This is a genomic window from Acidimicrobiales bacterium, assembly GCA_016716005.1.
In the GTDB taxonomy this organism is placed as follows: domain Bacteria; phylum Actinomycetota; class Acidimicrobiia; order Acidimicrobiales; family JADJXE01; genus JADJXE01.
Genome location: JADJXE010000001.1, coordinates 1,658,470 through 1,684,573 on the forward strand (window position 1 = coordinate 1,658,470; position 26,104 = coordinate 1,684,573).

At 73.8% G+C, this 26,104-nt stretch carries 24 protein-coding genes and 1 pseudogene; 5 read left to right on the forward strand and 20 right to left on the reverse strand.

The genetic code is table 11. The features are described 5' to 3' along the window. Nucleotides 1-2: 2 nt before the first annotated feature. Nucleotides 3-1,205 carry a zinc-dependent metalloprotease gene (locus tag IPM45_08025; GenBank protein ID MBK9179516.1) on the forward strand — a complete coding sequence of 401 codons (1,203 nt, stop codon included), beginning with the start codon at nucleotides 3-5 and terminating at the stop codon, nucleotides 1,203-1,205. Nucleotides 1,206-1,229: 24 nt separating this feature from the next. Here IPM45_08025 and IPM45_08030 read toward each other — a convergent pair whose 3' ends face one another. The 15 genes from IPM45_08030 to IPM45_08100 form a co-directional block, all read right to left on the reverse strand. Beyond that, entirely contained in the window at nucleotides 1,230-2,762 is a 1,533-nt protein-coding gene (locus IPM45_08030; protein ID MBK9179517.1) for an MFS transporter, read from the reverse strand. 55 nt (nucleotides 2,763-2,817) lie between these two features. Next, entirely contained in the window at nucleotides 2,818-3,525 is a 708-nt protein-coding gene (locus IPM45_08035; GenBank protein ID MBK9179518.1) for a response regulator transcription factor, read from the reverse strand. 36 nt (nucleotides 3,526-3,561) lie between these two features. After that, nucleotides 3,562-4,752 carry a two-component sensor histidine kinase gene (locus IPM45_08040; protein ID MBK9179519.1) on the reverse strand — a complete coding sequence of 397 codons (1,191 nt, stop codon included), beginning with the start codon at nucleotides 4,750-4,752 and terminating at the stop codon, nucleotides 3,562-3,564. A gap of 4 nt (nucleotides 4,753-4,756) precedes the next feature. Then, nucleotides 4,757-5,530 (reverse strand): 5'/3'-nucleotidase SurE, encoded by a 774-nt coding sequence (locus IPM45_08045; protein MBK9179520.1) that lies wholly within the window; start codon nucleotides 5,528-5,530, stop codon nucleotides 4,757-4,759. Between the two features lie 5 nt (nucleotides 5,531-5,535). After that, the gene (gene phoU, locus IPM45_08050; GenBank protein MBK9179521.1) at nucleotides 5,536-6,369 is read right to left on the reverse strand and encodes a phosphate signaling complex protein PhoU; all 834 of its coding nucleotides are present in this window, start codon (nucleotides 6,367-6,369) and stop codon (nucleotides 5,536-5,538) included. A 56-nt stretch (nucleotides 6,370-6,425) separates the two neighbouring features. Continuing rightward, the gene (phoU, locus tag IPM45_08055; protein ID MBK9179522.1) at nucleotides 6,426-7,100 is read right to left on the reverse strand and encodes a phosphate signaling complex protein PhoU; all 675 of its coding nucleotides are present in this window, start codon (nucleotides 7,098-7,100) and stop codon (nucleotides 6,426-6,428) included. 7 nt (nucleotides 7,101-7,107) lie between these two features. Next, on the reverse strand, nucleotides 7,108-7,971 hold the full coding sequence (gene pstB, locus IPM45_08060; protein ID MBK9179523.1) for a phosphate ABC transporter ATP-binding protein: 864 nt from the start codon (nucleotides 7,969-7,971) through the stop codon (nucleotides 7,108-7,110). After that, nucleotides 7,968-8,912 (reverse strand): phosphate ABC transporter permease PstA, encoded by a 945-nt coding sequence (pstA, locus tag IPM45_08065; GenBank protein MBK9179524.1) that lies wholly within the window; start codon nucleotides 8,910-8,912, stop codon nucleotides 7,968-7,970. The genes pstB and pstA overlap by 4 nt, the downstream gene beginning before the upstream one ends. Before the next feature lie 7 nt (nucleotides 8,913-8,919). After that, a complete protein-coding gene (gene pstC / locus IPM45_08070) occupies nucleotides 8,920-9,870 on the reverse strand; it encodes a phosphate ABC transporter permease subunit PstC (GenBank protein ID MBK9179525.1) in 951 nt (316 codons plus the stop codon). Between the two features lie 115 nt (nucleotides 9,871-9,985). Then, nucleotides 9,986-11,071, reverse strand: coding sequence for a substrate-binding domain-containing protein (locus IPM45_08075; protein MBK9179526.1), 1,086 nt, complete (start codon nucleotides 11,069-11,071; stop codon nucleotides 9,986-9,988). Nucleotides 11,072-11,185: 114 nt separating this feature from the next. Further along, nucleotides 11,186-11,569 (reverse strand): NUDIX hydrolase, encoded by a 384-nt coding sequence (locus tag IPM45_08080; protein ID MBK9179527.1) that lies wholly within the window; start codon nucleotides 11,567-11,569, stop codon nucleotides 11,186-11,188. 77 nt (nucleotides 11,570-11,646) lie between these two features. Then, complete coding sequence (locus IPM45_08085) at nucleotides 11,647-13,185, reverse strand: CYTH and CHAD domain-containing protein (protein MBK9179528.1); 1,539 nt, start codon at nucleotides 13,183-13,185, stop codon at nucleotides 11,647-11,649. A gap of 43 nt (nucleotides 13,186-13,228) precedes the next feature. Then, nucleotides 13,229-15,334 carry an RNA degradosome polyphosphate kinase gene (locus IPM45_08090; GenBank protein ID MBK9179529.1) on the reverse strand — a complete coding sequence of 702 codons (2,106 nt, stop codon included), beginning with the start codon at nucleotides 15,332-15,334 and terminating at the stop codon, nucleotides 13,229-13,231. Between the two features lie 53 nt (nucleotides 15,335-15,387). Beyond that, the gene (locus tag IPM45_08095) at nucleotides 15,388-15,669 is read right to left on the reverse strand and encodes a hypothetical protein (protein ID MBK9179530.1); all 282 of its coding nucleotides are present in this window, start codon (nucleotides 15,667-15,669) and stop codon (nucleotides 15,388-15,390) included. 124 nt (nucleotides 15,670-15,793) lie between these two features. Then, nucleotides 15,794-17,257 carry a trypsin-like peptidase domain-containing protein gene (locus tag IPM45_08100; protein ID MBK9179531.1) on the reverse strand — a complete coding sequence of 488 codons (1,464 nt, stop codon included), beginning with the start codon at nucleotides 17,255-17,257 and terminating at the stop codon, nucleotides 15,794-15,796. A 244-nt stretch (nucleotides 17,258-17,501) separates the two neighbouring features. Between IPM45_08100 and IPM45_08105 the strand changes: the two genes are divergently transcribed. Beyond that, nucleotides 17,502-17,726, forward strand: coding sequence for a WhiB family transcriptional regulator (locus tag IPM45_08105; protein MBK9179532.1), 225 nt, complete (start codon nucleotides 17,502-17,504; stop codon nucleotides 17,724-17,726). 121 nt (nucleotides 17,727-17,847) lie between these two features. On the opposite strand, the gene IPM45_08110 is transcribed toward IPM45_08105, so the two are convergent. The 3 genes from IPM45_08110 to tatA all read right to left on the reverse strand — a co-directional run bounded on the left by IPM45_08110 (nucleotide 17,848) and on the right by tatA (nucleotide 19,500). Further along, the gene (locus tag IPM45_08110; protein MBK9179533.1) at nucleotides 17,848-18,678 is read right to left on the reverse strand and encodes a zf-HC2 domain-containing protein; all 831 of its coding nucleotides are present in this window, start codon (nucleotides 18,676-18,678) and stop codon (nucleotides 17,848-17,850) included. Further along, on the reverse strand, nucleotides 18,675-19,142 hold the full coding sequence (locus IPM45_08115; protein MBK9179534.1) for a sigma-70 family RNA polymerase sigma factor: 468 nt from the start codon (nucleotides 19,140-19,142) through the stop codon (nucleotides 18,675-18,677). The genes IPM45_08110 and IPM45_08115 overlap by 4 nt, the downstream gene beginning before the upstream one ends. A 190-nt stretch (nucleotides 19,143-19,332) precedes the next feature. Beyond that, the gene (tatA, locus tag IPM45_08120) at nucleotides 19,333-19,500 is read right to left on the reverse strand and encodes a twin-arginine translocase TatA/TatE family subunit (GenBank protein ID MBK9179535.1); all 168 of its coding nucleotides are present in this window, start codon (nucleotides 19,498-19,500) and stop codon (nucleotides 19,333-19,335) included. On the opposite strand from tatA, the gene IPM45_08125 reads away from it, so the two are divergent. Continuing rightward, a complete protein-coding gene (locus IPM45_08125; GenBank protein MBK9179536.1) occupies nucleotides 19,472-20,380 on the forward strand; it encodes a glutamate formiminotransferase in 909 nt (302 codons plus the stop codon). The genes tatA and IPM45_08125 overlap by 29 nt on opposite strands. A 17-nt stretch (nucleotides 20,381-20,397) precedes the next feature. On the opposite strand, the gene IPM45_08130 is transcribed toward IPM45_08125, so the two are convergent. After that, the gene (locus IPM45_08130; GenBank protein MBK9179537.1) at nucleotides 20,398-20,673 is read right to left on the reverse strand and encodes a WhiB family transcriptional regulator; all 276 of its coding nucleotides are present in this window, start codon (nucleotides 20,671-20,673) and stop codon (nucleotides 20,398-20,400) included. Nucleotides 20,674-20,876: 203 nt separating this feature from the next. Here IPM45_08130 and IPM45_08135 point away from each other — a divergent pair, with 203 nt between their 5' ends. Continuing rightward, nucleotides 20,877-21,395, forward strand: a complete 519-nt coding sequence (locus tag IPM45_08135) for a macro domain-containing protein (protein ID MBK9179538.1) — start codon at nucleotides 20,877-20,879, stop codon at nucleotides 21,393-21,395. Between the two features lie 14 nt (nucleotides 21,396-21,409). On the opposite strand, the pseudogene IPM45_08140 reads toward IPM45_08135, so the two are convergent. After that, nucleotides 21,410-23,424: pseudogene (locus tag IPM45_08140) on the reverse strand (hypothetical protein). 158 nt (nucleotides 23,425-23,582) lie between these two features. Here IPM45_08140 and IPM45_08145 point away from each other — a divergent pair. After that, nucleotides 23,583-25,379 (forward strand): family 1 glycosylhydrolase, encoded by a 1,797-nt coding sequence (locus tag IPM45_08145; protein ID MBK9179539.1) that lies wholly within the window; start codon nucleotides 23,583-23,585, stop codon nucleotides 25,377-25,379. Nucleotides 25,380-26,104 lie beyond the last annotated feature (725 nt).

Consider the following 26,104-nt stretch of genomic DNA (forward strand, 5'->3'; position numbering starts at 1 on the left):
TTGTGAGCGGCCAAGAGCCAACCGGTCCCGATCCCTTCGACGGGCTGCCGTTCCTCGGCGACCTGGCCCGCATGCTCCAGCAGCAGGGCCCGGTCAACTGGGACGCGGCCCGGCAGTTCGCGGCGTCGGTCGCGTCGGGCGGGGCGGTGGAGCCCAACGTCGAGCCGCTCGACCGCATCCACCTCGAGGATCTCGGCCGGGTCGCCGACCTGCACGTACGGGAGGTGACCGGCCTCGAGACGGCCGTCGGCGGGCGGGCTCCGTCGATCGTGCCGGTCAACCGCGGCGTGTGGGTGCAGCGCAGCATCGACACCTACCGCCCGCTGTTCGAGGCCATGGCCACCGCCCTGCGGGACGCCGACGCCGACGCCGGGGCCTCGGCCCCGGGCGACAGCACCGACGCCGGGCCCGAGGCCTTCCTCGGGGGGCTGCTGCAGCTGCTCACCCCGATGCTGCTCGGCATGGCCGCCGGCAGCATGCTCGGCCACCTGGCCCGACGCTCGTTCGGCCAGTACGACCTGCCGGTGCCTCGGCCCCCGTCCCACGAGCTGCTGGTGGTCAGCGCCACCGTCGACGAGTTCGCGGAGGCGTGGAGCCTGCCGCCCGACGACGTGCGCCTGTGGATCTGCGTGCACGAGCTGGCGCACCAGGCGGTGCTGTCGGTGCCCCACGTGCGGGCCCGGCTGACCAGCCTCCTCCACGACTACGCGGCCGGCTTCACGGCCGACCCCACCGCGCTGCAGCAGCGGCTCGAGGGGCTCGAGGCCAGCGACCCCACCCAGGGCCTGGCCTCGCTCCAGCAGGCCTTCGGCGACCCCGAGGTGTTGCTCGGGGCGGTGCAGTCGCCCGGGCAGCAGGCCCTGCTCCCCCACCTGGCCGCCCTCACCGCCGCCATCGAGGGCTACGTCGACCACGTGCTCGACCGGGTCGGTGGCCGCCTGATCGCCTCGTACCCCCGCCTCACCGAGGCGTTCCGCCGGCGGCGGGTGGAGGAGGGGCCGTCGCAGCGCCTCGTCGACCGGCTGCTCGGCCTCACCCTCGACCAGGCGCAGTACGACCGGGGCGAGGCCTTCGTGGCCGGGGTGATCGAGCGGGCCGGCGACGACGGGCTCACCCGCCTGTGGCGCTCGGAGCGCGAGCTGCCCACCCCGGCCGAGGTCGACGCGCCGGGCCTGTGGCTGGCCCGCATCGACCTTCCCGACTGATTCGCCGGCCCGTCCGGGGCCGGCTCAGCGCGACCGGGCCGAGGGGGGCTCCTCGAAGGGCAGGCCGAGCTGCACGGTGGTGTCGTCGGCCCCGCCCCCGGCCCGGCCGGGCGGCGGCGGGTCGGCGGCGGGGTCGGGCACGGGTGCCGGGCCGGTCTCGAACAGCCGGGGCGCCTCGGGCACGGGCTCGGGCGGGCCGGCCTCGCCGGCGGGCTCCCGGACCTCGGCCCGGGCACGGCCCCGGCCCCGGCCCCGGTAGCGGGCCAGGGCGCTGCGGCCCTGCGCCAGGCGGTCGCGGCGCGCCGCGGCGCGGGTCCGCAGGAGCTCGTCGGCCTCGGCCGCGCTGAGGTGGCGGATGCGCCGCAGGCTCGCCAGGTACGTCCCGCCCGCGGCGGCCGCGACCACGGCGATCAGCAGGTAGCCGAGCGGGGCCGGGATGGGGATCACCACGGGAAGGAAGGCCCCGATCACCCACGAGACCTGGAAGCGGGTCTCGAACCGGGCGAAGGCCCGCCCCCGGTTGGCGTCGGGGGCGTCGCGCTGCACGATGGCGTCGAAGGCGAGCTTGCCCGTCGCCGCGGCCAGGCCCACCGCCAGCGCCGTGGCACAGGCCGCGCCCAGGCCGTCGCCCAGGCTCATCACCAGCCCCGTCACCATCGTGGCCGTGAGCCCGCCGATCAGGATGACCTCCTCGCGGGCCAGCCGCCGGGCCCGGGGGGCCACCAGCGCGCCGAGGAGCGACCCCACCGCGCTGGCGGCCACGGCCGCCCCGAACCACCACGTGGGGGCGTCGCCGTTGCGGAACGAGAACGCGATCAGGAACGTGAGGAAGCCCACGATGCCGCGCAGCAGCGCCATCGCGGTCGAGGCCAGCACGATGCTCGCACCGCGCAGCTCGACCCGCTCGGCCTCGCCCGCGGGCTGCTCGGCCACCCGGGTGCGGGGCAGCTGCAGGGCCACGATCGTCGCCGCGCCGAACACGAGGGCGGCCAGGCCCAGCAGCCACTCCGAGCCGGCCAGCCACAGCAGGAGCAGACCGGGCACCGCGGCCACGAACCCCATGAGCCCGCTGATCACCGACAGCTTCGAGTTGGCCTCCACCAGCTCGGCGTCGTTGCTCACGGTCGTGGGGACCAGCGCGCTCTTGGCCACGTGGTAACCCTTGGCCAGCACCAGCACCAGGAACGCCAGCGGGAAGAGCAGCAAGTTGTCGAGGGCGCCGATCATGAGCGCGCAGATCACCGCCCGCAGCGCCGCCGAGCCCACCACCATCAGCCGCCGACCACCGCGGGCCCGGTCGATGGCCGGGCCGATCAGGGGCGACACCACCGAGAACGGCGCCATGGTGAGCAGCAGGTAGAGCGCCACCCGCCAGCGCGCGGCGTCGGGCTCAATGTTGAAGAACAGCGAGTTGGCCAGGGCCAGCGTGACGAGCGTGTCGCCGGCCACGGTGAGGGCGTGCGCCCGGGCCAGCCGGGTGAACGGGGAGGCCTCGAAGGCCTCGCCCGGCCGTCCGGTCGACGGGGTCAGCGGACGCCAGCCCCGGGGATCGCTCACGGGCCCATCGTAGGAGTGGCCGCCCCTGATCCCGGTCGCGAGGTCGGCCGCCCCGTCAGCCCTTCGGCACCTCGTACTTGTAGCCGAGGCCCCGGATGGTGACGATCCGAGTGGGCGCCGTCGGGTCGTCCTCGACCTTGGCGCGCAACCGCTTGACGTGCACGTCGAGCGTCTTGGTGTCCCCGACGTAGTCGGCCCCCCAGACGCGGTCGATCAGGGTGTCGCGGGTGAGCACGCGGCCGGCGTTCTCGAGGAGGAGGGCGAGCAGCTCGAACTCCTTGAGCGGCAGCTTCGCGTCGGCGCCGCGGATCACCACCTCGTGGCGCTCGGGGTCGAGGCGGACGTCGCCGACCTCGAGCACCTCGCCGCCGCGCTCCTCGGAGGCACCCGCCGGCGCGCGGCGGAGCACGGCCCGCATCCGGGCGACGAGCTCGTGCAGCCGGTAGGGCTTGGTCACGTAGTCGTCGGCACCCACCTCGAGGCCGACGACGGTATCGATCTCGGAGGCCTTGGCCGTCACCATGATGATCGGCACCCGCGACCGGGCCCGCAGCTGACGGCAGACGTCGATGCCGGAGACCTTCGGGAGCATCACGTCGAGCAGCACCAGGTCGGGGCGCACCACGTCGAACAGCTCGAGCGCCTGCGCGCCGTCGGTGGCCACCTGCACGCGAAAGCCCTCGCGCCGGAGGCCCACGGTGAGGGCGTCGACGAAGGAGTCCTCGTCCTCCACGATCAGGACCGTGGTGTCGGGCGGCGTCATCGCGTGCTCCTCCTGGGGGATGGGCCGGGCACGGCCTCAGCCGGCCTCGGCCACGTCGGGCCGCCGGACGGCGACCGGTCCGGGCCCGGCCGGCAGCCGCAGGGTGAAGGTGGATCCCTCGCCCTCGTGCGAGACCACCGCGACCTCGCCGTCGTGGTTGTTCATGACGTGCCGGACGATGGCCAGGCCGAGCCCGGTGCCGCCCGTCTCCCGGCTGCGCGCCCGGTCGACCCGGTAGAACCGCTCGAAGACCCGCTCGAGGTCGCGCGCGGGGATCCCGGCCCCGTGATCCACCACCTGCAGCTCCACCAGCGAGCCGTCGGTGCCGGTGCGGACCTCGACCACGGACCCCCCGTCGCTGTACTTCACGGCGTTGTCGAGCAGGTTGGCGAGCGCCGACACCAGCTGGCGCCGCTCGCCCACCACGGACAGGCGGTGGCTGGGCTCGTCGACGTGGATCGCGATGTCGCGCGCGTCCGCTGCCGAGCGCACCCGCCCGACGGCCTCGGCGACCAGCAGGTGCACGGGCACCGGCTCTCGCACGGGGGTCTCGTCGGCCTCGATGCGCGAGAGCTCGAGCAGGTCGTCGATGATCCGGGCCACCCGCTCCGACTCGTGGAGCATGCGAGCGGTGAGCCGGCGCGAGACCTCGGGGTCGTCCTCGGCGGCGAGGGTCTCGGCCAGCAGGGCCAGCGCGCCCACCGGCGTCTTCAGCTCGTGGCTGATGTTGGCCACGAAGTCGCGCCGCACGGTGTCGACCCGCCGGCGCTCGGTGATGTCCTCGATGACGGCCAGCGCGCCGTTGATCCGATCGCGCGCCGCCAGCGGCTCGGCCGTGATCACCACCGTCCGCCGCGGCGGCCCGAACAGCTCCAGGGAGCGCCTGCCCGCCCGGCCGGTCAGGGCCGTCTCGAGGAGATCCTCGGTGGTCTTGGCCAGCAGCGCGTCGCCGTGGCGGCCGCCCTCCACCTCGGCGGCCACCCGGTTGCGTACCACCACGTTCCCGGCGGCGTCGCACAGCACGACGCCCTGGTGGATGGCGTCGAGGCCCACGGCCAGCTGGTGGGCGATGGCCTCCTGCTCGGCGGCGCGGGCCCGGGTGTCACCGGTGGTCCGCTCGAGCCGGGCGACGTGCCGCTGCGCCACGACGGCCTGCCGCCGCACCAGCACCAACGCGACGGTCAGGCCGGCGACGGCGATGGCGGCCGCGATCAGGGCGACGGCCACGGCGTCACGCGGACCGGCGCAGGACCGACCGCTCGATGCGGGCGGCCACGTCGGTCGGCTCGGTCGACCGGATGCCGGTGATGGACGTGACGGCCACGAAGCCGGCACCCACCAGAGCGGTGTCGGTGTCGGCCGGCAGCTCGGCCCCGGTGGCCCGCAGCTCCATCTGCAGCCGGCCGTCGGTGGCCTCGGCGATGGCCGCCCGCACCGTGCCGAAGGGGGCGAGCCGGGCCCAGCGCACCCCGCGCACCTCGGCCAGCGGCAGGTTCGGGACGTTCACGTTCAGCACCGTGCGGTCCTCGGCGGACCGCACCCACTCGACCGCGGCGACGGCGAGCGCGCCGGCGGTGTCCCAGTGGTGGGCGTCGCCGTCGTCGATGCTCACGGCCACGCCCGCCACCCCGAAGTTGGCGGCGGTGAGCGCCGCGCCCACGGTGCCCGAGTGCAGGGTGGACCGGCCGGTGTTGTTCCCCGGGTTGATCCCCGACACCACCAGCCCCGGCGGGTCGCCGAACCCACCCAGCCGGGCCGCGATCACGCAGAGGGCGGGCGGCCCGTCGACCCCGTAGGCGGGCACGCCGGCCAGCCCCGGCAGCTCCACCTGCTCCACCTCGACGTGCTCGTCGGCGTGGAGCCGGCCGATGGCGGCACCGCTGCCGCTCATGTCCGCGAGGGGCGCGGCCACGATGACGTCGAGGCCCGCCCCGGCAAGTGCCCGGGCCAAGGCGTGGAGCCCGGCGGCACGGATGCCGTCGTCGTTCGTGACGAGCACCCGCACGCCCGTCAGCCCCCCGGCGACCCGGCGTCGGCGGCCGTGCGGTCGGCGTCGGCGGCCGTGCGGTCGGCCGTGCGGTCGGCCGTGCGGTCGGCCATGTCGGCGGCCGTGCGGTCGGCCATGTCGGTGGCCGCGGCCCGGCCCTCGACCCGCTGGCGGGCCGCCTTGCGGGCCGCGGCCTCGTGCTCGGGCAGCCACCCGGTCACCATGTACTCCACCCGCTCGCCGATGTTCACGGCGTGGTCGCCGATGCGCTCGTAGAAGCGGGCGATCATCGCCAGCTGCACCGCCACCTGGAGGTCGACGGCACCGCCCGAGAAGCACTGGAAGATGGCCTCGATGAACTGCCCGTGGAGGTCGTCGAGGCGGTCGTCGATGTCGTCGAGGGCCGCGGCCAGCGGGGCGTCACGCTCGACGTAGGCGTCGATGGCGTGCCGGAACAGGGTGACCGCCTCCTCGCTCATGTGGGCGATGAGGCCCCGCAGGCGGGGGTCGAGGGGCACGCCGTAGATGCGCCGGGCCGCCTTCACGATGTTCACGACCAGGTCGCCCGAGCGCTCGATCTCGCCGCACATGCGGATGGCGGTCACGATCGCCCGCAGGTCGCTGGCCATCGGCTGCTGCAGCGCCAGCAGCTGGAAGCAGCTCTCCTCCACCTCGAGGGCCAGCTCGTTCACGGCGTCGTCGCCCTGCACGATCTCCTCGGCCGCCTCGAGGTCGCCCTCGAGCAGCACCTCGGTCGCCCTCGGCAGCGTCTCGGTCACCATGGCGCCCAGCTTCACGAGCTCGGCGCCCACCTCTTCGAGGTGGTGGTGGAACGACTTGCGCATCTCGGGGCTCATGGCCGCAAGCCTCCCTCACCCGACGCGCGTGGGGCACACCGCCGCCGGCCACCCACCTAGCGCACCTCGACCGACAGGTGGGCCGGGTCGCCGGTGAGCAGGTAGCGCACCCGCGCCCCGATGATCACGGTGTGATCCGCGATGCGCTCGAGCGAGCGCCCGGCGGTGAGCGCCTTCACGGCCACCTCCACCGCGTCCACGCCCTCGAGCCGGAAGATCTCGCCCATCAGCCGGGCGAAGTGGGCGTCCATCACGTTGTCGCGCCGGGCCAGGCCGGTGGCCAGGTCGAGGTCGCGGGCCGACCAGGCCCGCAGCGACACCCGGTACAGCTCGATCGCCTCGGCGGCCATCGACAGGAGGATGTCGAACACCCCCGAGTGGGCGGCGAGCAGGGGCTGGTCGGGCGCCAGCTTGATCACGCGCAGCGCCAGGTCGCCGATGCGCTCGAGCTCGCTCAGCACCCGCAGCACCGACACAACCAGCCGCAGATCCGACGCCATCGGTGCCTCGAGGCACAGCAGGTCGTAGCAGCGCTCCGTGAGCGACACCAGCATGGCGTCGACGTCGTCGTCGGCGTTGACGGCACGCTCGGCCTCGACCAGGTCGCCGGTCTCGAGCACGGTGCGCATGCGCTCCAGGTTCTGGTCGACCCGCACGGCCATCAGCTCGACCTGCAGGCGGAGCTGGTCGAGCTGCTCGGCGAACGCGACGCGTAGGGGCTGGTCGGCCACGGGATCCTCAGCCGAACCGGCCGGTGACGTAGTTCTCGGTGCGCTCGTCCGACGGGTTGGAGAAGATCTTCTCGGTCCGGTCGTACTCGACGAGCACCCCCGTGCGGGTGTCGCTGGCCGGGTTGACCTCGGCGGTGAAGAAGGCCGTCATGTCGCTCACCCGGGCCGCCTGCTGCATGTTGTGGGTGACGATCACGATCGTGTACTCGCTCTTGATCTCCTGCATGAGATCCTCGATGCGGGCGGTGGCGATGGGGTCGAGGGCCGAGCAGGGCTCGTCCATCAGCACCACCTCGGGGTCGACGGCGATGGCGCGGGCGATGCAGAGCCGCTGCTGCTGGCCGCCCGACAGGCCCATGGCCGACGCCTTGAGCCGGTCCTTCACCTCGTCCCACAGGGCCGCCTGGCGGAGCGACCGCTCGACGATGTCGTCGAGCTCGCCCTTCTTGGCCCCGTTGATCCTCGGCCCGAAGGCGATGTTGTCGTAGATCGACTTGGGGAAGGGGTTCGGCTTCTGGAACACCATGCCGATGCGACGCCGCACCTCGACCGGCTCCACCGCGGGGTCGTAGAGGTTCACCCCGTGATACAGCACCTGACCCTCGACCCTGGCCGTCTCGACCAGGTCGTTCATGCGGTTGAAGCACCGCAGCATCGTGGTCTTGCCGCACCCCGACGGCCCGATGAAGGCCGTGATCTCGTGCTTGCTGATCGCCATGTTGGCGTCGCGCACCGCCCGGAACGCGCCGTAGAACACGCTGAGGTCGCGCACGTCGAACACGATGTCGGCGGAGCTGGGGGCGGGCGTCGGCTCCGCGGCCACGCCGGTCTCCTCCGCCGGCAGGTCGAGCGTGATCTCGTCGGGGCTCATGCCGTCCTCTTCTTCTCGTAGCGGTTGCGGAGCAGGATCGCCGCGGCGTTGGCCGTGAGCAGCACGACGAGCATCACCACGATGGCGGCCGAGGTGAGCTCGCGGAACTCCTGGCTCGGCTGGCGGGCCCAGTTGAACACCACGTAGGGCAGCGCCGTGAAGGGGCCCTGGAGCTTCTCGTAGAGCGAGACGTTCGCGGCCGTCGAGTAGAACGTGGCCGCCCCGATCAGGATGAGCGGCGCGGCCTCGCCCAGCGCCCGCGCCAGCGACAGCACCGTGCCGGTCAGGATCCCGGGCGCGGCGTACGGCAGCACGTGGCTGCGGGTGACCTCCCAGCGGGTGGCACCCACGCCGAAGCCCGCCTCGCGGATCGACTGGGGCACCGCCCGCAGCGCCTCGGCGGCGGTGATGATCACGATCGGCAGCACGAGGATGGCGATGGTGAGCCCGGCCGAGATGATGGAGCGGCCCCCGGTGAACCCCTTCAGGGCGCCCACGAAGATCGACAGCCCGAGCAGGCCGTAGACCACCGAGGGCACGCCCGCGAGGTTCCGGATGTTCACGCTCACGATCCGCGTGAACCAGCTCTCCTTGGCGTACTCCTCGAGGTAGATGGCCGCCCCGATGCCGATCGGGAAGGTGAGGATCACCACGAACAGCCCCACGATGAACGAGCCGTAGATGGCCTGCCACACGCCGGCCCGCTCGGGGTCGGGCGAGAGGGGCGAGGTGACGAAGCTCCAGCCCCGGTCCGCGAAGGTGGCCAGGGAGCCGCTGATCACGTCGACCATCAGCACGATCAGGATCACGAGCGAGCCGAGCAGCGCCACCAGCAGGAGCACTTGGAACACGTAGCCCGCGGCGCTGCCCCGGTGACCGGTGATCGCCTTGCGGACCGCCTCGGTGGTGCCCGAGGGACGCGGCGGGGATGCGATGGCCATCGGTACCTCAGTACTTCTGGCGGACCCGCTCGACGAAGCGGGTCGCGACGACGTTGAGCACGAGCGTGATCAGGAACAGCAGCAGCCCCACGAAGAAGAGGCTCTGGTAGGCGATGCTGCCGCCCTTGAGCTGGTCGGTGCCGGCGGCGAGCGAGGCCATGGCCGCGGTCATCGTCTGGCCGGGCTGGAGCGGGTCGGTGCTGAACAGCGAGCCCCCGGTCGCGCCGGCCGCGATGGCCACCACCATGGTCTCGCCGATGGCACGCGACACGGCGACGATGAAGGCGGCCACCAGGCCGGAGACGGCGGCGGGCACCACGACGCGGAGGGTGGTGGTGATCTTGCGGGCGCCCACCCCGTAGCTGGCTTCGCGCAGCGAGCTCGGCACCGACCGGAGCGCGTCCTCGGAGATCGACGCCACCAGGGGGATGGTGAGGATCCCCACGCCGATGCCGGCGGCCAGGAAGTTGAACAGGTTCGCCCCGCTGAAGATCTTCTGGACGAGCTCGGGCGAGATGAAGGTGAGGGCGAAGAAGCCCAGCACCACGCTGGGGATGCCGGCCAGCACCTCGAGGGCCGGCTTGAGCCACTTGCGCACCTGCGGGTGGGCGTACTCGGCCAGGTAGATGGCGGTCCCGAGGCCGAGCGGAGCGGCCACGATCATGGCGATGCCCGTGACGATGAGGCTGCCGACGAAGATCGTCTTCACGTCGAACAGCCCGCGCCGCGGGAACCAGCCGATCGTCCACAGGTCGGCGAGGGGCACGGTGCTGAAGAACCGCCAGGCCTCCCCGATCAGCGACAGCACGATCAGCACGCTGATCACGATCGAGAGCACGGCGGCCGCGCCCACGAGCCCGCGGACGATCGACTCCTTGCGCCGACGCCTGGCCGAGTAGCGGAAGTCGTGGACGGTGAGCACCCGGGGCGGGGGCAGCGCGTCGGCGATCACGGCCACGGGGAGCACCTCCGAGCTGGGCCGGGCGAGGGGGGACGGACGGAGATCACGGTACTGCGGCGGGCGGGGCCGGGCTCAGGGCCCGGCCCCGCGATCCGCCGGCGGTCCAGGGCGATCAGCCGCCCACGGCCGACGACCAGGCCGACCGGGCGGCCTCGAGGTCGGCGGCCGGCTCGGCCACGTACCCCACGTCGGTGACGTTGGCGATGCCCTCGTCGGACAGGTAGTAGTCGACGAACGCGGCCACCGCCGGGTTGTCCTGCGCCTTGGCCACGTCCACGTAGATGAACAGCGGCCGGGAGATCGGGTACGTGCCATCGGCGATCGTCTCCGGCGTCGGACCGACGCAGCCGTCGCCGCCGTCGACCTCGATGGCCTTCATCCGGCCCTGCTCCTCCTGGTAGAAGGCGAAGCCGACCCAGCCGAGCGAGGTGTCCGACCCCTCGATGCCCTCGACGATCACGTTGTCGTTGGGCGAGGCGGTGTAGTCGGGGCGGGTCTGCCACTCCTCCTCGGGGAGGCCCTGGGTCTCGGCGATCGGCGCGATCACCGTCTCCACGAAGAAGTCGTACGTGCCCGACTCCTCACCGGGCCCGGTGATGGCCAGGGGCGCGTCGGGCAGGTCGGTGAAGGCCGAGCCGACCGTGGCAGCCAGCTCGTTGGCGTCGCTCCAGCTGCTGAAGCCGGTCGACTCGGGGCCGACCAGGGCGTACAGGGCGCCGAAGTCGAGGCAGGTGACGGCCTCGTTGTTCGGGCTGGTGGCCACCGTGATGCCGTCGTCGCCGACCTTCAGCTCGACGAACTCCACGCCGGCCTCGGCGCACGCGGCCGCCTCCTCGTCCTTGATGGCGCGGGAGGCGCCGGTGACGTCGGCGCCACCGGAGCAGAAGATCTCCATACCGTCGCCCGTGCCGGGGCCCGACACCTCGATCGACAGGTCCGGGTTGGCGTCGGACAAGGCCTGGGCGACGGCCGCCGAGATGGGCTCGACCGTCGACGAGCCGGTCACCACGACCGACCCCGACACGCCGGTCGGCGCCCCGCCGCCCGAGGTGGTCTCGGAGCCGCCGGTCGTGGCGGTGGTGGCCTCGGTGGTGTCCGAGGTGGAGTCGTCGTCGTCGTCACCGCAGGCGGCGGCGACCAGCGAGAGCGACAGGAGCACGGCGACGAGGGTCGCGATGCGGCGCTTGGAACGGAACACTGATGCCCCTCCTGATCGGGCGATGTCGGTTACCGCGAGGACGGTAGGGAGCCGCGGTGGCGGCGGGCCACCGCCAGGGTGAACGGACAGTGAACGGACGGCGAACGTTCGCCCTCAGCCCAGCGCGGCGGCCACGACCTCGCCGTCCCGGGGGTACGTCAGCAGCGACGCGGCCTCGTCGGGCGGCAGCCAGCGGATCTCGTCCACCTCGCGGTTGGGCTCGAACGTGCCGCCCTCCACCTGCATCTCCCAGTAGCGGACCGTCTTCGGCCGGCCGAAGCGGTCGTGGTACTCGACGGTGGCCAGCTCGCGGCCGAGGGAGCACCGCAGCCCGGTCTCCTCCCACACCTCGCGGCGCGCGCAGGCGGCCTCGGTCTCCCCCGGGTCGAGCTTGCCCTTGGGCAGGCTCCAGTCGTCGTACTTGGGGCGGTGGACCACCAGCACCTCCACCCCGGCACCGTGCGCCGGCCGGACCACCACGCCGCCGGCGGCCCGCACCACGCCGTCGCCGTCGACGCCTCCCTGGCCGATCCCGCCCCGGGCGTCGTTGCCGCGCGCAGACACCACCGGCTCCCTCAGGGTCGGTCGATCCAGGACCGCAGCTTGCGGGAGGACGCGGCCGCCCACGCGCCGGGCCAGGCCTGGCGCAGCGTCGCCGCCTCGGCCCGCTGGAGCGCGATGAGCTCGCCCGCGGCCACGGCCTGGCTCCGGCTCACGCCGGCCGCGACGGCCCGCCGCAGCCACGCCTCGGCCACCGCGGCGTCGTTGTGGTCGCCCAGCACGTCCTGCACGGCGGCCAGGGCCTTGGCGTGGGCCCGGGCCCGGTCGCCGGCCACCGGGGCGATCACGTCGGCGGCGTAGCGGGCCCGCTTGGCCGCGATGCGCACCGCGTGCAGCTCGGCGTCGGTGGGAACGGGCTCGAGGCCGGCCACCGCCTTGCGGAGCTTCTTCCACGGGCCCCGCACCAGCGGGGGGAGCACCTCGGTCGCGGGCCCCTCGGCCGCCGGGAGCAGGCCCGGCGCGCGGGCCCCGTCGACGAGGCGGTCGAGGAGCTCGGCGTAGCGGTCGGAGTCGAGCGCCACGAGCAGGTCCGACAGGGCCGAACCCCGCTCGCGCTCCAACCGGCGCAGCAGGGTGGCCGCGTGCGGTCGGTCGGGCTCGGGGAGCGCCCCGGCGTCCCGGCGCAGGCGGGCGAGCAGCACGTCGGCATCGCGCACCGCGCCGAGGGCGCCGGCCAGCCACGAGAGCTCGTCGCGCAGCGGCTCCGACCAGGCGGTGTCGAGCAGCGGCCGGAACGTCCGAAGGTCGGAGCGGAGGCGGCGGGTGCCCACCCGGGCCTGGTGGACGCCCTCGATGTCGGCGTCGAGGCGCACCACCGGGTCGTGGCGGATCACCCGCAGCACGGCTGCGGTGACACCGGCCCGGATCACCTCGGCCGCGCTGGGCGCGTCCGGCAGCACGACCTCGTCGAGGTCGGGGGGCGCCGACGCCCGGGGGCCGAGCGAGCGCACGAGCTTGGGGGTGGGGTCGGGGTCGCCCGCGCCGGCCGCCCGGAGCCGGTCGATGACGGCCTCGGCCAAGCCGTCGACGTCGCCGGGGGCCAGCTCGACCTCCACCTCGCGGAAGCGGGCGGCCACGCGCTCGCCGTCGAGCACCGACACCTCGTCGTCGTCGACCTCGGCCAGCACGTCCCCGGACGGCGCGACGAGCATCACCCGGCCCCGGTGCGTCCGCAGCCGGGCCACCGGCACCAGCGGCGCGGTGCGGGCGAGGGCGCGCACCAGTCCGACCGCCGGGGCCGGCGGGGCCTCGGCCGGCCCGGCGACGTCGTGCTCGGTGCGCACCAGGGTGTGGGTTCCCTCGCCGGCCGGCAACTTCACCGTCCACCTGGGCTCGCCGTCGCCGGTGCGGTGCCGCACGGTGACCCCCGACCGGGCCAGCCGCAGGTCGGTCGTGTCCCAGTAGGTGGCGTCGAGCTCCAGCGGCTCCAACGGCCGGGCCACCACCTCGTCGGCCACGCCGTTCAGGTCGGGCAGGGCGAAGCCCACCCAGGCCGCCAGCTTCGTCTCGCGCTCGAGCGCGGGTGCCGGGCGGGTGGGTCGGGGTGCGGTCACGTCGTCAGTGTCGCGCCGCCGGGCGGCACGGCGGCCCCGCCCGTCACGCCCGGCGGGGGATCTTGAGGCTGCGCGGCGCTCGCGCCAGGGCCAGCGCCTGCAGCTGCTGGTGCGTGTCGAGGTCGCCCCGGGGCGTCACCTTGTGCCAGTGCCCGGCGGCGTCGAGCTCCCACGACAGGGCGTCGTCGGCCAGGTTGACCTGGAGGATCTCCCACAGCTCGGCCTGCAGGTCGGGGTGGTCGATCGGGGTGACCGCCTCGACGCGCTTGTCGAGGTTGCGGGGCATCAGGTCGGCCGAGCCGATGTAGTAGGCGGGCCGTCCCGGGCCGGCGCCGTTGGCGAAGTGGTAGATGCGGGAGTGCTCGAGGAAGCGCCCCACGATCGACCGCACGCGGATCCGGTCGGAGAGACCGGGGACGCCCGGCCGGAGGCAGCAGATGCCCCGTACGATCAGGTCGACGTCGACGCCGGCCTGCGAGGCCCCGTACAGCTCACCGATCAGCGCGGCGTCGACCAGGCTGTTCATCTTCATGATGATCCGGCCGTCGGGCCCGGCGGCCGCCTCGTTTCGGATCAGGTCCTGCATGCGGGGCCGCAGGGTGCGCGGGGCCACCAGCAGCTTGCGGAACCGCACCTCGCGGCTGTACCCGGTGAGGTAGTTGAAGAGGTTCGTGAGGTCGGTGCCGATCTCGGGGTCGGCGGTGAGCAGACCGAGGTCCTCGTAGAGGCCGGCGGTCTTGGGGTGGTAGTTGCCCGTGCCGATGTGGCAGTAGCGGCGGATGCCGTCGTCCTCTTCGCGGATCACCAGCGCCGTCTTGGTGTGGGTCTTGAGCCCGACCAGGCCGTACACCACGTGCACGCCCGCCTCTTCGAGCGCTCGGGCCCAGGCGATGTTGGCCTGCTCGTCGAAGCGGGCCTTCAGCTCCACCAGGGCAGCCACCTGCTTGCCCCGCTCGGCCGCCCGGATGAGCGACTTCACGATGGGGCTGTCGCCCGACGTGCGGTAGAGCGTCATCTTGATGGCGAGGACGCCGGGGTCGAGCGAAGCCTGCCGGATGAACTCGCCCACGGTGTCCGTGAACGAGTCGTAGGGGTGGTGCACGAGCACGTCGTGCTCGCGGATCACCGAGAACAGGCTGCGGCCGCGGTCGAGCGCGGTGGCGAACCGGGCCGGGACCACGGGTGCCCACGGCTCGTCCTTCAGGTCCGCGCGGCCGAGGGCGTGCAGCGCCCACAGGCCCGAGAGGTCGAGCGGCGCGTCGTGCTCGAAGACGTCGTCGTCGTCGAGGTCGAGCTCGCGCACGAGCAGCTCGCAGATCTCCGGGGACATCTTGCGGTCCACCTCGAGGCGCACGGCGCGGCCGAAACGCCGGCGGCGCAGCTCCATCTCGACCGCCGCCAGCAGGTCGTCGGCCTCCTCCTCCTCGAGGGTGAGGTCGGCGTTGCGGGTGACCCGGAAGGGCACGTGGTCGACGACCTCCATGCCCGGGAACAGCGTGGGCAGGTGCGCGGCGATCACCTGCTCCAGCGGCACGAAGCGCTCGCCGTCGGGCATCACCACGAAGCGCGGCAGCAGCGGTGGCACCTTCACCCGGGCGAACCGCATGCCGGGACCCGACGGATCCCGCACCAGCACGGCCAGGTTGAGCGACAGGTTGGAGATGTAGGGGAACGGGTGCCCGGGATCGACCGCCAGGGGCGTGAGCACGGGGAAGATCCGGTGCTCGAACACATCGACGAGGTACTTGCGGTCGTCGTCGTCCAGGGTGTCCCACGCCGAGAAGTGGATGCCCTGGTCGGCGAGGGCCGGCGCGACCTGGTCGAGGAAGATGCGCTCCTGGCGCCCGACGAGCTCGGCCACCTCGTCGGCGATCTCCCGCAGCTGCTCCCCGGGGGTGCGGCCGTCGGGCGTGGTGGACCCCAGGTGCGCCGCCTGCTGGTCCTTGAGGGCGGCCACCCGGACCTGGAAGAACTCGTCGAGGTTCGAGCTGAAGATGGCGAGGAACTTGGCCCGCTCCAGCAGGGGGACGGCCGGATCCTCGGCCAGGGCGAGCACGCGGGCGTTGAAGTCGAGCCAGCTCAGCTCCCGGTTGAGGAACCGGCTGGCCGGGGTGTCGGTGATCGCCAACCCGCCCGCCGTTCCCCCCAGCCCCGACGCCACCGCCGCAGCCTACAGGTGGCCAGCGGGACGAGCGGCTCCGGTCAGGCGGTGGCCTCGTCGGTCTCGGGGAGGCCGAGATCCCAGTCGAGCAGCAGGTTCTCCCGCTCGGCGTCACGCACCACCCGCTCCCGGTTGCGCCGGAACTGGGGGTCGTGGGGTGGCAGGAGGAGCAACCGGGCCATCACGCGCGAGCGGAAGTCGTCGATCACGGAGCGGTCACCGAAGTCGGACTGCACCTCCCAGTGGGGCGCCACCGGGCCGAGGTAGACGACCCGCACGTGGCCGCGGGGCGGCTGCGGGGCCTCGGTCTCGTCGGGTGCCATCGACATCGGGATGCTCCTCGGGGCGTCGGGGACGAACCGCGAGCCTACCGGGCGCGACGAGGCCCGGACCGGCCGGCCCGGGCCTCGTTCGCCGTGTTGTCGGGGGAGGTGCGCGAAGGCGGGCTCAGTTGGCCGTCTGGCGCGACCCGAGCTCGGCCGTGGTGGTCTGGGTGTCGCCCTGGCGCTCGAACTCGATGGTGATCGACTCACCCGGCTCCTTGGCCCGGACGATGTCGCCGACCTGGGAGTTCGCGGTGATCTCCTCGCCGTCGACCGCCGTGATGACGTCGCCGGGCTGCAGACCGGCCTCGTCGGCGGCGCTGTTCGGCACCACCTCGGCCACCAGCGCGCCCTGGTCGGTGGTGATCCCGAAGTTGTCGAGCACCGAGGGATCGACCGAGTCGAGCGGCACCGTCGACACGCCGAGGAACGCCGAGGCGCGCGTCTGGCCGCTGCCCTGGCGCAGCTCCTCGATGAGCGAGCGGATCGGGTCGATGGCGATGGCGAACCCGATGTTCTGGGCGTCGCCGATGATGGCGGTGTTGATGCCGACCACCTCGCCGGCGACGTTCACCAGCGCGCCGCCCGAGTTGCCCGGGTTGATGGCGGCGTCGGTCTGGATGAGGTTCTGCAGCGAGGCGCCGTCGGTGCCGATGCTGCGGCCGGTGGCCGACACGATGCCGGTCGTCACCGTGGGCGTGCCCTCCAGGTTGAGGGCGTTGCCGATGGCGACGACCTCGTCACCCACCTGCAGCGCGTCGGAGCTGCCCAGATCGGCGGGCTGGAGGCTCTCGCCGCCCCGCACCCGGATCAGGGCCACGTCGTCGGCTGGCGAGCTGCCCACGAGGTCGGCCTGGAGGCTCGTGCCGTCGAACAGCTTCACCTGGATGGCATCGGCCCCTTCGATGACGTGGGCGTTGGTGAGCACCAGGCCGTCGGCGGAGATGATCACGCCCGATCCGGCGCCGGCGCCGTACAGGCCGCCGCCGCGGGCCTGGCCGGTCTCGATCGACACCACCGAGGGCTGCACCCTCTCGAGGACACCCCGGATGTCGAGCGGCTCACCGGCCAGCTGGCTCGCGGCGGGGTCGGGCTGGCCGGCCGACACCTCGACCGGCCGGGGTGACGGGTCGGTGGTGTCCCGCTCGGCCACGGCCACCAGCCCGCCGGCCACCAGCGCCCCGACCAGCGCACCCGCGAGCCCGCCGATCAGCCCCGGGCGCCAGCCGGAGGGCCTCGACGGGCCCGGCTGCGCCTGGGGGCCGGCGGGTGGGGCGGGGGGAAGGGGCGGCGGGGCGGCAGGCGGGGCCGGCGGCACGTCGGCCGCCTCGGGCCGGCCCGGCGGGAAGCCCGGCGGTTGCGCGGGCGCCCGGCCCGAGGGCTCGGCCAGCGGCGCCTCGGTGGCGAGGTGGGCGGTGTCATCGGCGCGTGGGACGGCGTCACCGCCCTCGGTGGGGGTGGCCGGGTGGTCGAGCACCCACTCCCAGCGGGGCGGATCGCCCTCGGGGGGCTCGACCCGGCCCTCGGTGGCGACCGCGCCGGTGGCCTCGGCCTCGTCGCGTCGCTCGGTCGGTGTGGTGTCGCTCATCGTCGCCTCCGGTGGATCCGCTCGGGTGCATCCGACCACGGGCGGTCGGTCGGTCTCAGTCGTGCCAACGACGCGCCTCGCCCTGTGGTTCCCGGATCGGCAGATCTCGGCGGGCTCTCAGGAACGGCTGGTCGACCCGGTGGCGAGCATGACGTTCGTCACGTTCACGCCCGTCCGGGAACCAAATCGAGCCGGACGCCGTACATACTTGAACAGAGCAGGAGGCGTGATGGACAGCGACTGGATGGACAGGGGCAACTGCCGCGAGCACCACCCCTCGGTCTTCTTCCCGAGCGACGGTGTTGGCGTCGAGGTGGCCCGCAGGATCTGCGCGACCTGCCCGGTCCAGGGTCCGTGCCTCGAGTTCGCGCTCACCCAGCGCATCGACCACGGGGTGTGGGGCGGTGCGTCCGAACGGGAGCGCCGCCGCATCCTCAAGCGGCGACGGCTGGCGGCCGCCTCCGCCTGATCCTCGACGAGACCCAGCCCTGCGGGCCGCACCCACGGGTGCGGCCCGCAGCGCGCTCCGGGGCCGGTCGGTCTCGCGCGGCGCAGCCCCGACCGAGCGCGTCAGCCGCCGAACGAGCGCCTCAGCCGCCGAACGAGAACGTGTCGACCAGGTCGTGTCCCACGGCCCGCAGGCGGTCGCCGAGCGACGGTGGCGGGGGCTCGGGCAGGGCCGGCACCAGGGCCAGCAGCCGCTCGGCCGGGCCCGGCCCGACGAGCGCCAACGTGAGGTCGCCGCGCTCGGTGATCACCACGAACGACTGGCCGACACGGGCGACCCACGAGTCGTGACCGTCGACGCTCACCCGCTGGCCGGGAGGGAGGGTGCTCCAGTCGAGCCGGCCCGGCTGCTCGAACAGCGACACGACCGTGAGCCCGTCGGTGTACCGGGCCTGCAGCAGGTCGCCGTCGACCGATGCCGAGCCGAGGACGTGGCCGCCGAGGCGCACCGGCACCCGGAAGCGGCCCCCCGCCTCGGCCGGCGGCGCGGCCGGCTCGGGTGGGGACCCGGTGGGGAGGGGCAGACCGGCGGCCGCGTGCTCGTCGACGAAGCGGCTCACGGGCGGCTGGGCCGACAGCGGGGTGACCCCGCTGGTGACCGCGAGCACCAGCAGCCACGCTGCGGCGGTGGCCACCAGGTTGGCGGCGACGCCCCAGCCACGCACCGATCGGGTCAGCCGGGCTCGGCCCCGGGTCAGACGGTCGAACAGCCCCTCGGGCGGCTCGACCATCGCCAGGGCCCGGACCACCGAGCGGGCCCCCTCGACGTGCGCCAGCTCGGCCCGACACGACGGGCAGGCCTCGAGGTGCTGGCGGACCTCGACGGCACGATCGGCTGTGAGCTCGCCGTCGAGCAGGGCGCTGAGCTCGTCGCCCGGATGCGCGTCACCGGCGCCGGAGCGATCGACGGTCACGACAGCGACTCCCGCAGCAGGGCCCGCCCACGATGGATGCGGCTGCGCACCGTGCCGACCGGCACCTCGAGGGCATCGGCGATCTCCTGGTAGCCCATCCCCACCACGTCGCAGAGCACCACCGCCGCCCGGTAGTCGCCGGGGAGGGCGAGCAGCGCGGCCTGCACGTCGTCGGGCAGGGTCGACGCGGCCAGCTCCGCCTCGGGCTCGGCCGCGCCGGGCAGCAACCGCTCGGGCACGTCGGGCACCACGTGGAGAGGCCGGCGCTTCTTGCGCCTCGCCTCGTCGAGGAAGGCGTTGGTGGCGATGCGGCTCAACCAGCCGTGCAAGGTGCCGGGACGGTACGTGTCCAGCCCGCGCTGCACCCGCACCAGCACCTCCTGCACCAGATCCTCCGCGTCGTCGTGGTTGCCGGTGAGCCGGTACGACACCGTGTAGAGGAAGCGCCCGTGATCCCGGGCCACCTCCTCCCACGTGGGAACCCCGCCCCGGTCGTCGGCCGCACCAGGCGGTTCGACAACAGCGGAGGCCCCAGCCTCGCGACGCCTCCTCCGGCTCATGAGCCGGACGGGTGGCGGAGCGAGCGTCGGGAGCGACTCGCCATGAGAACGACGCAGCGGGCGAGATGGTTCCCGCCCGCCTCAGCGACGCCGGTCAGGCGTCCTTGCGCTCCTCGTCGGCCTTCGCTCCCTCGGACACGCCCTGCTTGAACTCCTTCTGGGCCTGGCCGAGCGAGCGGGCCAGCTTGGGGAGCTTCGTCCCGCCGAACACCAGGAGGATGATGAGCAAGACGATGAGCAGTTCGGGAGCACCGAGGTTCACGGTGCGAGCGTACCAGCGCCCCCCGGCGGGCACCGGTCGCGTCACCCGGTCGGCGCGCTCGCCTCGCCGTGCCAGGCTGGCCCGCGTGCTCGAGTGCGTCGTGAACGTGAGCGAGGGCCGCCGCCCGCAGGTGGTACGGGCCATCGCCGGCGCCGCCGGGCGCGACCTGCTCGACGTGCACACCGACCCCGACCACCACCGGACGGTGCTCACCCTCCTCGGCGAGGGCGCCGTTCGCTCCGTGGCCCGGGCCAGCCTCGACCTGCTCGATCTGGGCGAGCACCAGGGCGCCCACCCGCGCATCGGCGTGCTCGACGTGGTCCCCTTCGTGCCCCTCGGCCCCGACGACCTCGCCGAGGCCCTGTCGGCGCGCGATCGCTTCGCCCGGTGGGCCGGGAGCGAGCTGCAGCTCCCCTGCTTCCTCTACGGCCCCGAGCGGAGCCTGCCCGACGTGCGCCGGCACGCCTTCGCGGAGCTGGCTCCGGACACGGGGCCGGCGCACCCGCACCCCACCGCCGGGGCCTGCGCCGTGGGCGCCCGGGCCGTCCTCGTGGCCTACAACCTGTGGCTGGCCGAACCGGACGCGTCGAGAGCCCGTGCCATCGCCCGCGACCTGCGGGGCCCGGCGGTGCGGGCCCTCGGCCTGGTGGTGGGCCGCGAGGTGCAGGTGTCGTGCAACCTCGTGGCCCCGCTCGAGGTTGGGCCGGCGGCGGTCTACGACGCGGTGGCGGCGCGGGCCCCGGTGGCCCGGGCCGAGCTGGTGGGCCTGGTGCCCGCGGCGGTGCTGGCCGCGATCCCCCGCCGGCGCTGGGACCAGCTCGACCTCGACCCCAGCCGCACCATCGAAGCCAGGATCGCGGCCCGGCGCACGCCCCGGTGAGGGACGCCCGCCGAACGTCAGGCCGACGCCGACCGGCGGGCGAGGGCTCGCTGGCGGCGGACGCGACGGCGCTCCCGCTCGCTCATGCCCCCCCAGATCCCGAACTTCTCGCCGTTGGCCAGCGCGTACTCGAGGCAGTCCTCCCGCACCACGCAGCCCCGGCACACCTCCTTGGCCTCCCGGGTGGACGCCCCGCGCTCGGGGAAGAACAGGTCGGGATCGACGCCGAGGCAGTTGGCGTAGTCCTGCCAGCCACGGTCGTCCGGATCGTCGTTCCCCACTGGCATCCGCATCGATGTCCCCCCTCCGCCAGGGCGATGGCCGGGCGCTCGGAGGCTGGCCCGCCAGCCATCCGACCAGCGCGGCACAGCCCTGTAATTACATGGGTGTGATCTTCGCCTCTCCGAGGGACAAACGCAAGAGGGAATCCACCACTCGGGCGCGGGACTGAGGTATCGCGCGCCCGTCCGGCGGAGGGCTGCGGCACACTGCCGGCATGCTCATCGAAGCGGTGCAGGCCGACATCACGACGCTGCCGGTCGACGCCATCGTCAACGCGGCCAACGGCGCGCTGCAGGCCGGGTCCGGGGTGTGCGGGGCGATCTTCGCGGCCGCCGGCCACCGCCCCCTGCAGGACGCCTGCGACGAGCTGGTCGCCGCGCACGGGCGGGTCGCGACCGGCGACGCCGTGGCGACACCGGGCTTCGCCCTCCCGGCCAGGCTCGTGATCCACGCCGTCGGCCCGGTCTGGCGCGGCGGAGCGAGCGACGAGGACGCGCTGCTCGCATCCACGTACCGCCGCGCCCTCGAGGTCGCCGACGCCGCCGGCGCCCGGTCCGTGGCCTTCCCGGCCGTCAGCACCGGCGTGTTCGCCTTCCCGCCCGACCGGGCGGCCGGCATCGCCGTGGAGGCCATCCGGTCGACGCCCACCGAGGTCGTCTCCCGAGTGGTGCTGTGCGCCTTCGACCGCGCCACCTACGACCGCTACGTGCGCCTGCTCGCCGAGGGCGGCTGAGGGCGTCGAAGCCGTCAGGCGCCCCGGCGGGCCCGCCCCGAGCGCAGCGCCCGCTTCTGCTCGATGAAGTCGACGAGCACGTAGTCGCCCAGGGTCTCGGGCGTCGTGAAGAAGGCGCGGCCCTGGTTCAGCTGGGTGAGCTTCTCCACGAAGGCGCGCAGGTACCCGTTGGCGTCGAGCATGAAGGTGTTGATCCTGATGCCCTCCCGGGTGCACCGCGCCACCTCGCGCAGCGTGGCGTCGACCGTCTCACGCACCGGCGGGTAGTTGAAGAACACCTCGCCGTCGGGGAGGAGATGGGCGGTGGGCTCGCCGTCGGTGATCATGATGATCTGCTTCGTCCCGGCCTGGCGGGCCAGCATGCGTCGGCTCAGCAGGAGCGCGTGCTGCATGTTCGTGCCGTAGACGAAGTCCCACGACACCTCGGGCAGCTGCTCGGGCCTGAGCTCGCGCCACCCTCGCTGAAGCCCACGATCCCCAGGAAGTCGCGGGGGAACTGGCTGGAGATGAGGGCGTGGAGCGCCATCGCGACCTTCTTCGCCGCGAGGAAGTTGTCGCGCATCGGCATCGACAACGACAGGTCGAGCATCAGCACGGTGCTCGACCGGACCAGGTGCTCGGTGCGCTCCACCTCGAAGTCGTCGGGCGACAGGGTGACCGGCGTGCCGCCGCCGGTGCGGCGGATGGCGTTGCGGATCGTGCGCTCGATGTCGAGGTTGAACGGATCGCCGAACTCGTAGGGCTTGGTCTCGTAGGACCGCTCGTGGCCGGCGCCCACCCGCTCGATCTCGTGCTTGCCGATCTTGTCCCGCTGCAGCTTGCGGAACAGGTCGGAGAGCGCGTTGTTGCCGATCCGCCGGATGCCACGAGGGGTCAGCTCGTAGCGCCCCTCCTTCTGCTCGATGAGGCCCGCCTGCTCGAGGAGCCGGGACAGCTCGGCCAGCTTCTCCAGGCTGCGGGCGGCGTCGTCGCCCAGCAGCTCGCGGGCCCGGTCGAGGTCGACCTCGGCCAGCGCACCCGGGCTCGTCGCCGACCGCAGGAGGTTCTCGAGCTGGTCGAGGTCGCCGAGCTGCTCCATGAGCTGGGCGGCGTCCGCGAACCCGAGCGGGTCCTGGCCCCGGAACTGGTACGAGCGGTCCCAGCCGGCCTGGGGGAACAGCTGCTGCAGGTGCGACGACAGCTGGTCGACCTGCCACCGCAGATCCATGTCGTCCAGGAGCTGCTCGGCCAGCCCCTGCAGCTGGGCGCGCTGCTCGGGCGTCATCGAGTTGAGCATCGCCTGCATGGCCGCCATGCGCTGGGCCATCACCTCGAGCAGCTCGTCGAGGGTCTGGGGGTTCTCCGGGAAGAAGTCGCCGAAGCGCTCCATGAAGGACTCGAAGTCGGGCTCCTCGCCCTCGGCCCGCTGGTCGAGCATGCGGTTGAGCTCGGCGAGCATGTCCTTCATGCGCTGCATCTGCTCGGGGCCCACGTTGCTCATGGCCCCGGCCATCTGGTCGACGTAGCGCTGCATCAGCTGCTGGCGGAGCCGGTCGAGGAGCTCCTCGAACCGCTGCTGGGCCTCGGCCGACGTGAAGTCGTACTGCTGCAGCTCGCGCACCTGGCCGGCAAGGTCGGGAGGCAGGAGATCGAGCCGCGTCCGACGCTCGGCGGCGGCCTGCTCGGTGAGCTCCTGACGGCGCTGGTCCCCCGACTCGCGAGCCTGCCGGGCGAGCTCGTCGAGCGCCTCTCGCTCCTCGTCGACCACCTCGCGCAGCTGCTCGGCGATGTCGTCGTAGACCCCGCCGAGGTCGTGGCGCTCGAGCTCGTCGCGCCGGCGGCGACGGAGCTGCTCGAGGATGTCGCGCAGACCCTGGAGGCGCTCGCCGTTGTTGTCGCGGAAGCCCGACTGGAGCATGCGGCGCAGCGCCGCGTTGAGGTCCCCGTGGTAGAGGAGGTCGTCGGTGATCTCCGACAGGATCCCCTCGGCGTCGAGATCGAACCCCGTCTGCGTGCCGTCCCAGCGCGAGTAGCGGAAGCCCGTCCCCATGGGGGAAGGCTACCGGCCTGCGCTGGCCCGGGCCCGGCGTGCCCCGTCCGCCCGGGGACTAAAGTCGACGTGCGTGCGCGCCCCGCGCCTTCGTCTTCGTCGACCTGTCGGGGTTCACCGCCTTCACCGCCGTCGAGGGCGACGCCGCGGCCGCCGGCGTGCTGCACGTGTTCCGCTCGATCGTCCGGTGGGTCGCCTCCCGCCGGGGGGTGCGCGTCGACAAGTGGCTCGGCGACGGCGCCATGCTCGTGGCGGTCGAGCCGGAGGATGCCGTGGCCACAGCCGTCGAGCTGGCCTGGCGGGTGGGCGACGCCTGCGCGCCGCTCGGCCTGCGGGTGGGGATCGCCTCCGGGGAGGCCCTGCTGTTCGAGGGCGACGACTACGTGGGGACCGCCGTCAACCTGGCCGCCCGCCTGTGCGAGGAGGCCCGGCCCAGCGAGGTGCTGGCCACCACCGAGGTGGCCGCCGGCGCACCCCCCTGGGTCCACGTGGGTCCCGTCCAGCACCGCCAGCCGAAGGGCTCACCCGCTCCGATCGAGCTGGTCGACCTCTGGATCGCCCCCGCCGGGGCCCGACGCGGTCGTCGACCCCGTGTGCGGCCTGGCCCTGGCCCCCGGCGCCGTGGTGGCCACCCGGCCCGGCCCGAACGGCCCCATGCCGTTCTGCTCGAGGAGCTGCGCCCAGCAGTGGGGCAGCGGTACGCCCGGGCCGGCGGCACCGGCGGCTGGGCCCACCGCCGACCGGACGGGCGATCGACCGTGACGTACCCGGACGGCTTCTGGTGGGGCACCGCGGCCTCGGCCACCCAGGCCGAGGGGGCCGCTCCCGGCAGCGACTGGCGGTTGTGGGAGGAGCGCGGGCGGGTGCCGCCCTCGGGCGACGGCAACGGCTTCGCCAGCGCCTACGCCGACGACTTCGCGCTGCTGGCGTCGTACGGGCTCCGCCACCATCGCCTCTCGCTCGACTGGGCCCGGATCGAGCCCCGACCCGGGAAGATCGACGGCCAGCGCGTGGAGCACGACCGCCGGGTGCTGGAAGCTGCCGGCGCGGCCGGCGTGGCAGTGTGGGCCTGCCTCCACCACTTCACGCTGCCCGGGTGGTTCGTCGACGAGGGCGGGCTGCTCGACGACCGGGCCCGCTCGTACTACTGGCCGCGGTTCGTCGACGTGTGCGCCCAGACCTTCGGCGACCTGGTCGCCGGCTGGACGCCGATCAACGAGCCCGTCGCCTGGGCGGCGGGCAGCCACCTGACCGGCGAGCTCCCCCCGTGGCGGGAGGATCCCCGGCTCTTCGGCGACGCTCTCCGCGCCGTCCACCTGGCCTGGCGGGACGCGTGGCGGGAGCTGCGCGGCGGGGGGCTCCCGGTGTGCACCGTGCTCAACCTGTCGCCGGTGCATGCGGCCGACCGCTCCCCCGAGGGCCCGGCGAGCCGCCGACGAGGTCGACGAGGTCGTCTGGCAGGTCGTGCTGCGGGCGCTGCGGGAGGGGATCCTGGCCGTGCCCGGCCGGGCCGAGGAGGAGGTCCCCGACCTGGCGGGCTCGTGCGACCTGGTGGGGTTCTCGTACTACCACGCGATCGCCGTCGGCCCGGACGGGAGCCGGGGGACCTACCCGGCCGGCGCCCGCGTGGGCCCGCTCGGCTACGCCCCTGGGCCGAGGGCCTCGGGGTCGTGCTCCACCGCCTGGCCGAGGAGCTGCCCGACCTGCCGCTGGTCGTGGCCGAGCTCGGCGTCGGCACCACCGACGACGCCTGGCGCGTCGACGTGCTCCGCGACCCTCACGGAGGTCCAGCGGGCCCTCGCCGACGGGATCGACGTCCGCGGGTGTTCTTCTGGACGGGCGTCGACAGCTACGAGTGGCGCCACGGCTTCGACGTGCCGTTCGGCCTGTTCGACCGGGCTCGGCGCCCACGCGAGAGCGCCGAGCTCGTCGCCGACACGATCAGGGGCGCGTAGCCCACCTGAGCCCGGCGACGCCCACCCGTCTCGATCGCGCCGACACCGCCCCAGCGTCGCCCAGCGCGACGAAGACAGCACCCCACCCGTCCCGATCGCGCCGACACCGCCCCAGCGTCGCCCAGCGAAGAAGACCCTCGGAGGGGTGAAGGCGGGGCCCGCGTGCCGACCAGGACGGCGCCCCACCCGTCTCGATCGCGCCGACACCGCCCCAGCGTCGCCCAGCGCGACGAAGACCCTCGGAGGGGTGAAGGCGGGGCCCGCGCGTGCCGATCAGGGAGGCATGGGGATGCCGGCCCTCCGGGTGCTCCGCCTGGCCCTCGCAGCCACCGCGGCAGCGGCGATGGTCGCCGCGGCCGTGTCGAACCTGCGCCTCGAACAGCCCCGGTGGGATCCCGGCGCTGGCGTCAGACCTGGCCGGCGCCCAGCAGGACCTGGAGGACACCGCGTGGGCGCTGCGGGCCATCTTCTACCGGGTGGACCTGGGCGACGAGTGGGTGGAGCACCGCGGCCCGGTCGACGAGGCAGCGGCAGCCGCCCGCGATGCGGGGGCCACCACCTCCTGCCGGACGGGCCGATCGCCGCCGAACCGCCGTACGCGCGCTGCCCCTGCGGGCCTGCTTCGAGGAGGTGGGCGGCCCGATGCCCCCGGAAGTGGTGAGCACGGAGGCCGTCTCGCCCCGCTTCGTGCGCTTCGACGGCGCGTTCGCGCTGTCCGCCACCCT

What these genes read in the sequence shown, in the direction of transcription:
- IPM45_08100 (MBK9179531.1), bottom strand. Translation starts at nt 17,257, where the DNA reads ATGAGCGACACCACACCGACCGAGCGACGCGACGAGGCCGAGGCCACC.
- IPM45_08125 (MBK9179536.1), top strand. Translation starts at nt 19,472, where the DNA reads ATGAGCAGTTCGGGAGCACCGAGGTTCACGGTGCGAGCGTACCAGCGC.
- IPM45_08035 (MBK9179518.1), bottom strand. Translation starts at nt 3,525, where the DNA reads ATGACGCCGCCCGACACCACGGTCCTGATCGTGGAGGACGAGGACTCC.
- IPM45_08105 (MBK9179532.1), top strand. Translation starts at nt 17,502, where the DNA reads ATGGACAGGGGCAACTGCCGCGAGCACCACCCCTCGGTCTTCTTCCCG.
- pstA (MBK9179524.1), bottom strand. Translation starts at nt 8,912, where the DNA reads ATGGCCATCGCATCCCCGCCGCGTCCCTCGGGCACCACCGAGGCGGTC.
- phoU (MBK9179521.1), bottom strand. Translation starts at nt 6,369, where the DNA reads ATGAGCCCCGAGATGCGCAAGTCGTTCCACCACCACCTCGAAGAGGTG.
- IPM45_08135 (MBK9179538.1), top strand. Translation starts at nt 20,877, where the DNA reads ATGCTCATCGAAGCGGTGCAGGCCGACATCACGACGCTGCCGGTCGAC.
- IPM45_08095 (MBK9179530.1), bottom strand. Translation starts at nt 15,669, where the DNA reads ATGGCACCCGACGAGACCGAGGCCCCGCAGCCGCCCCGCGGCCACGTG.
- pstB (MBK9179523.1), bottom strand. Translation starts at nt 7,971, where the DNA reads ATGAGCCCCGACGAGATCACGCTCGACCTGCCGGCGGAGGAGACCGGC.
- IPM45_08130 (MBK9179537.1), bottom strand. Translation starts at nt 20,673, where the DNA reads ATGCGGATGCCAGTGGGGAACGACGATCCGGACGACCGTGGCTGGCAG.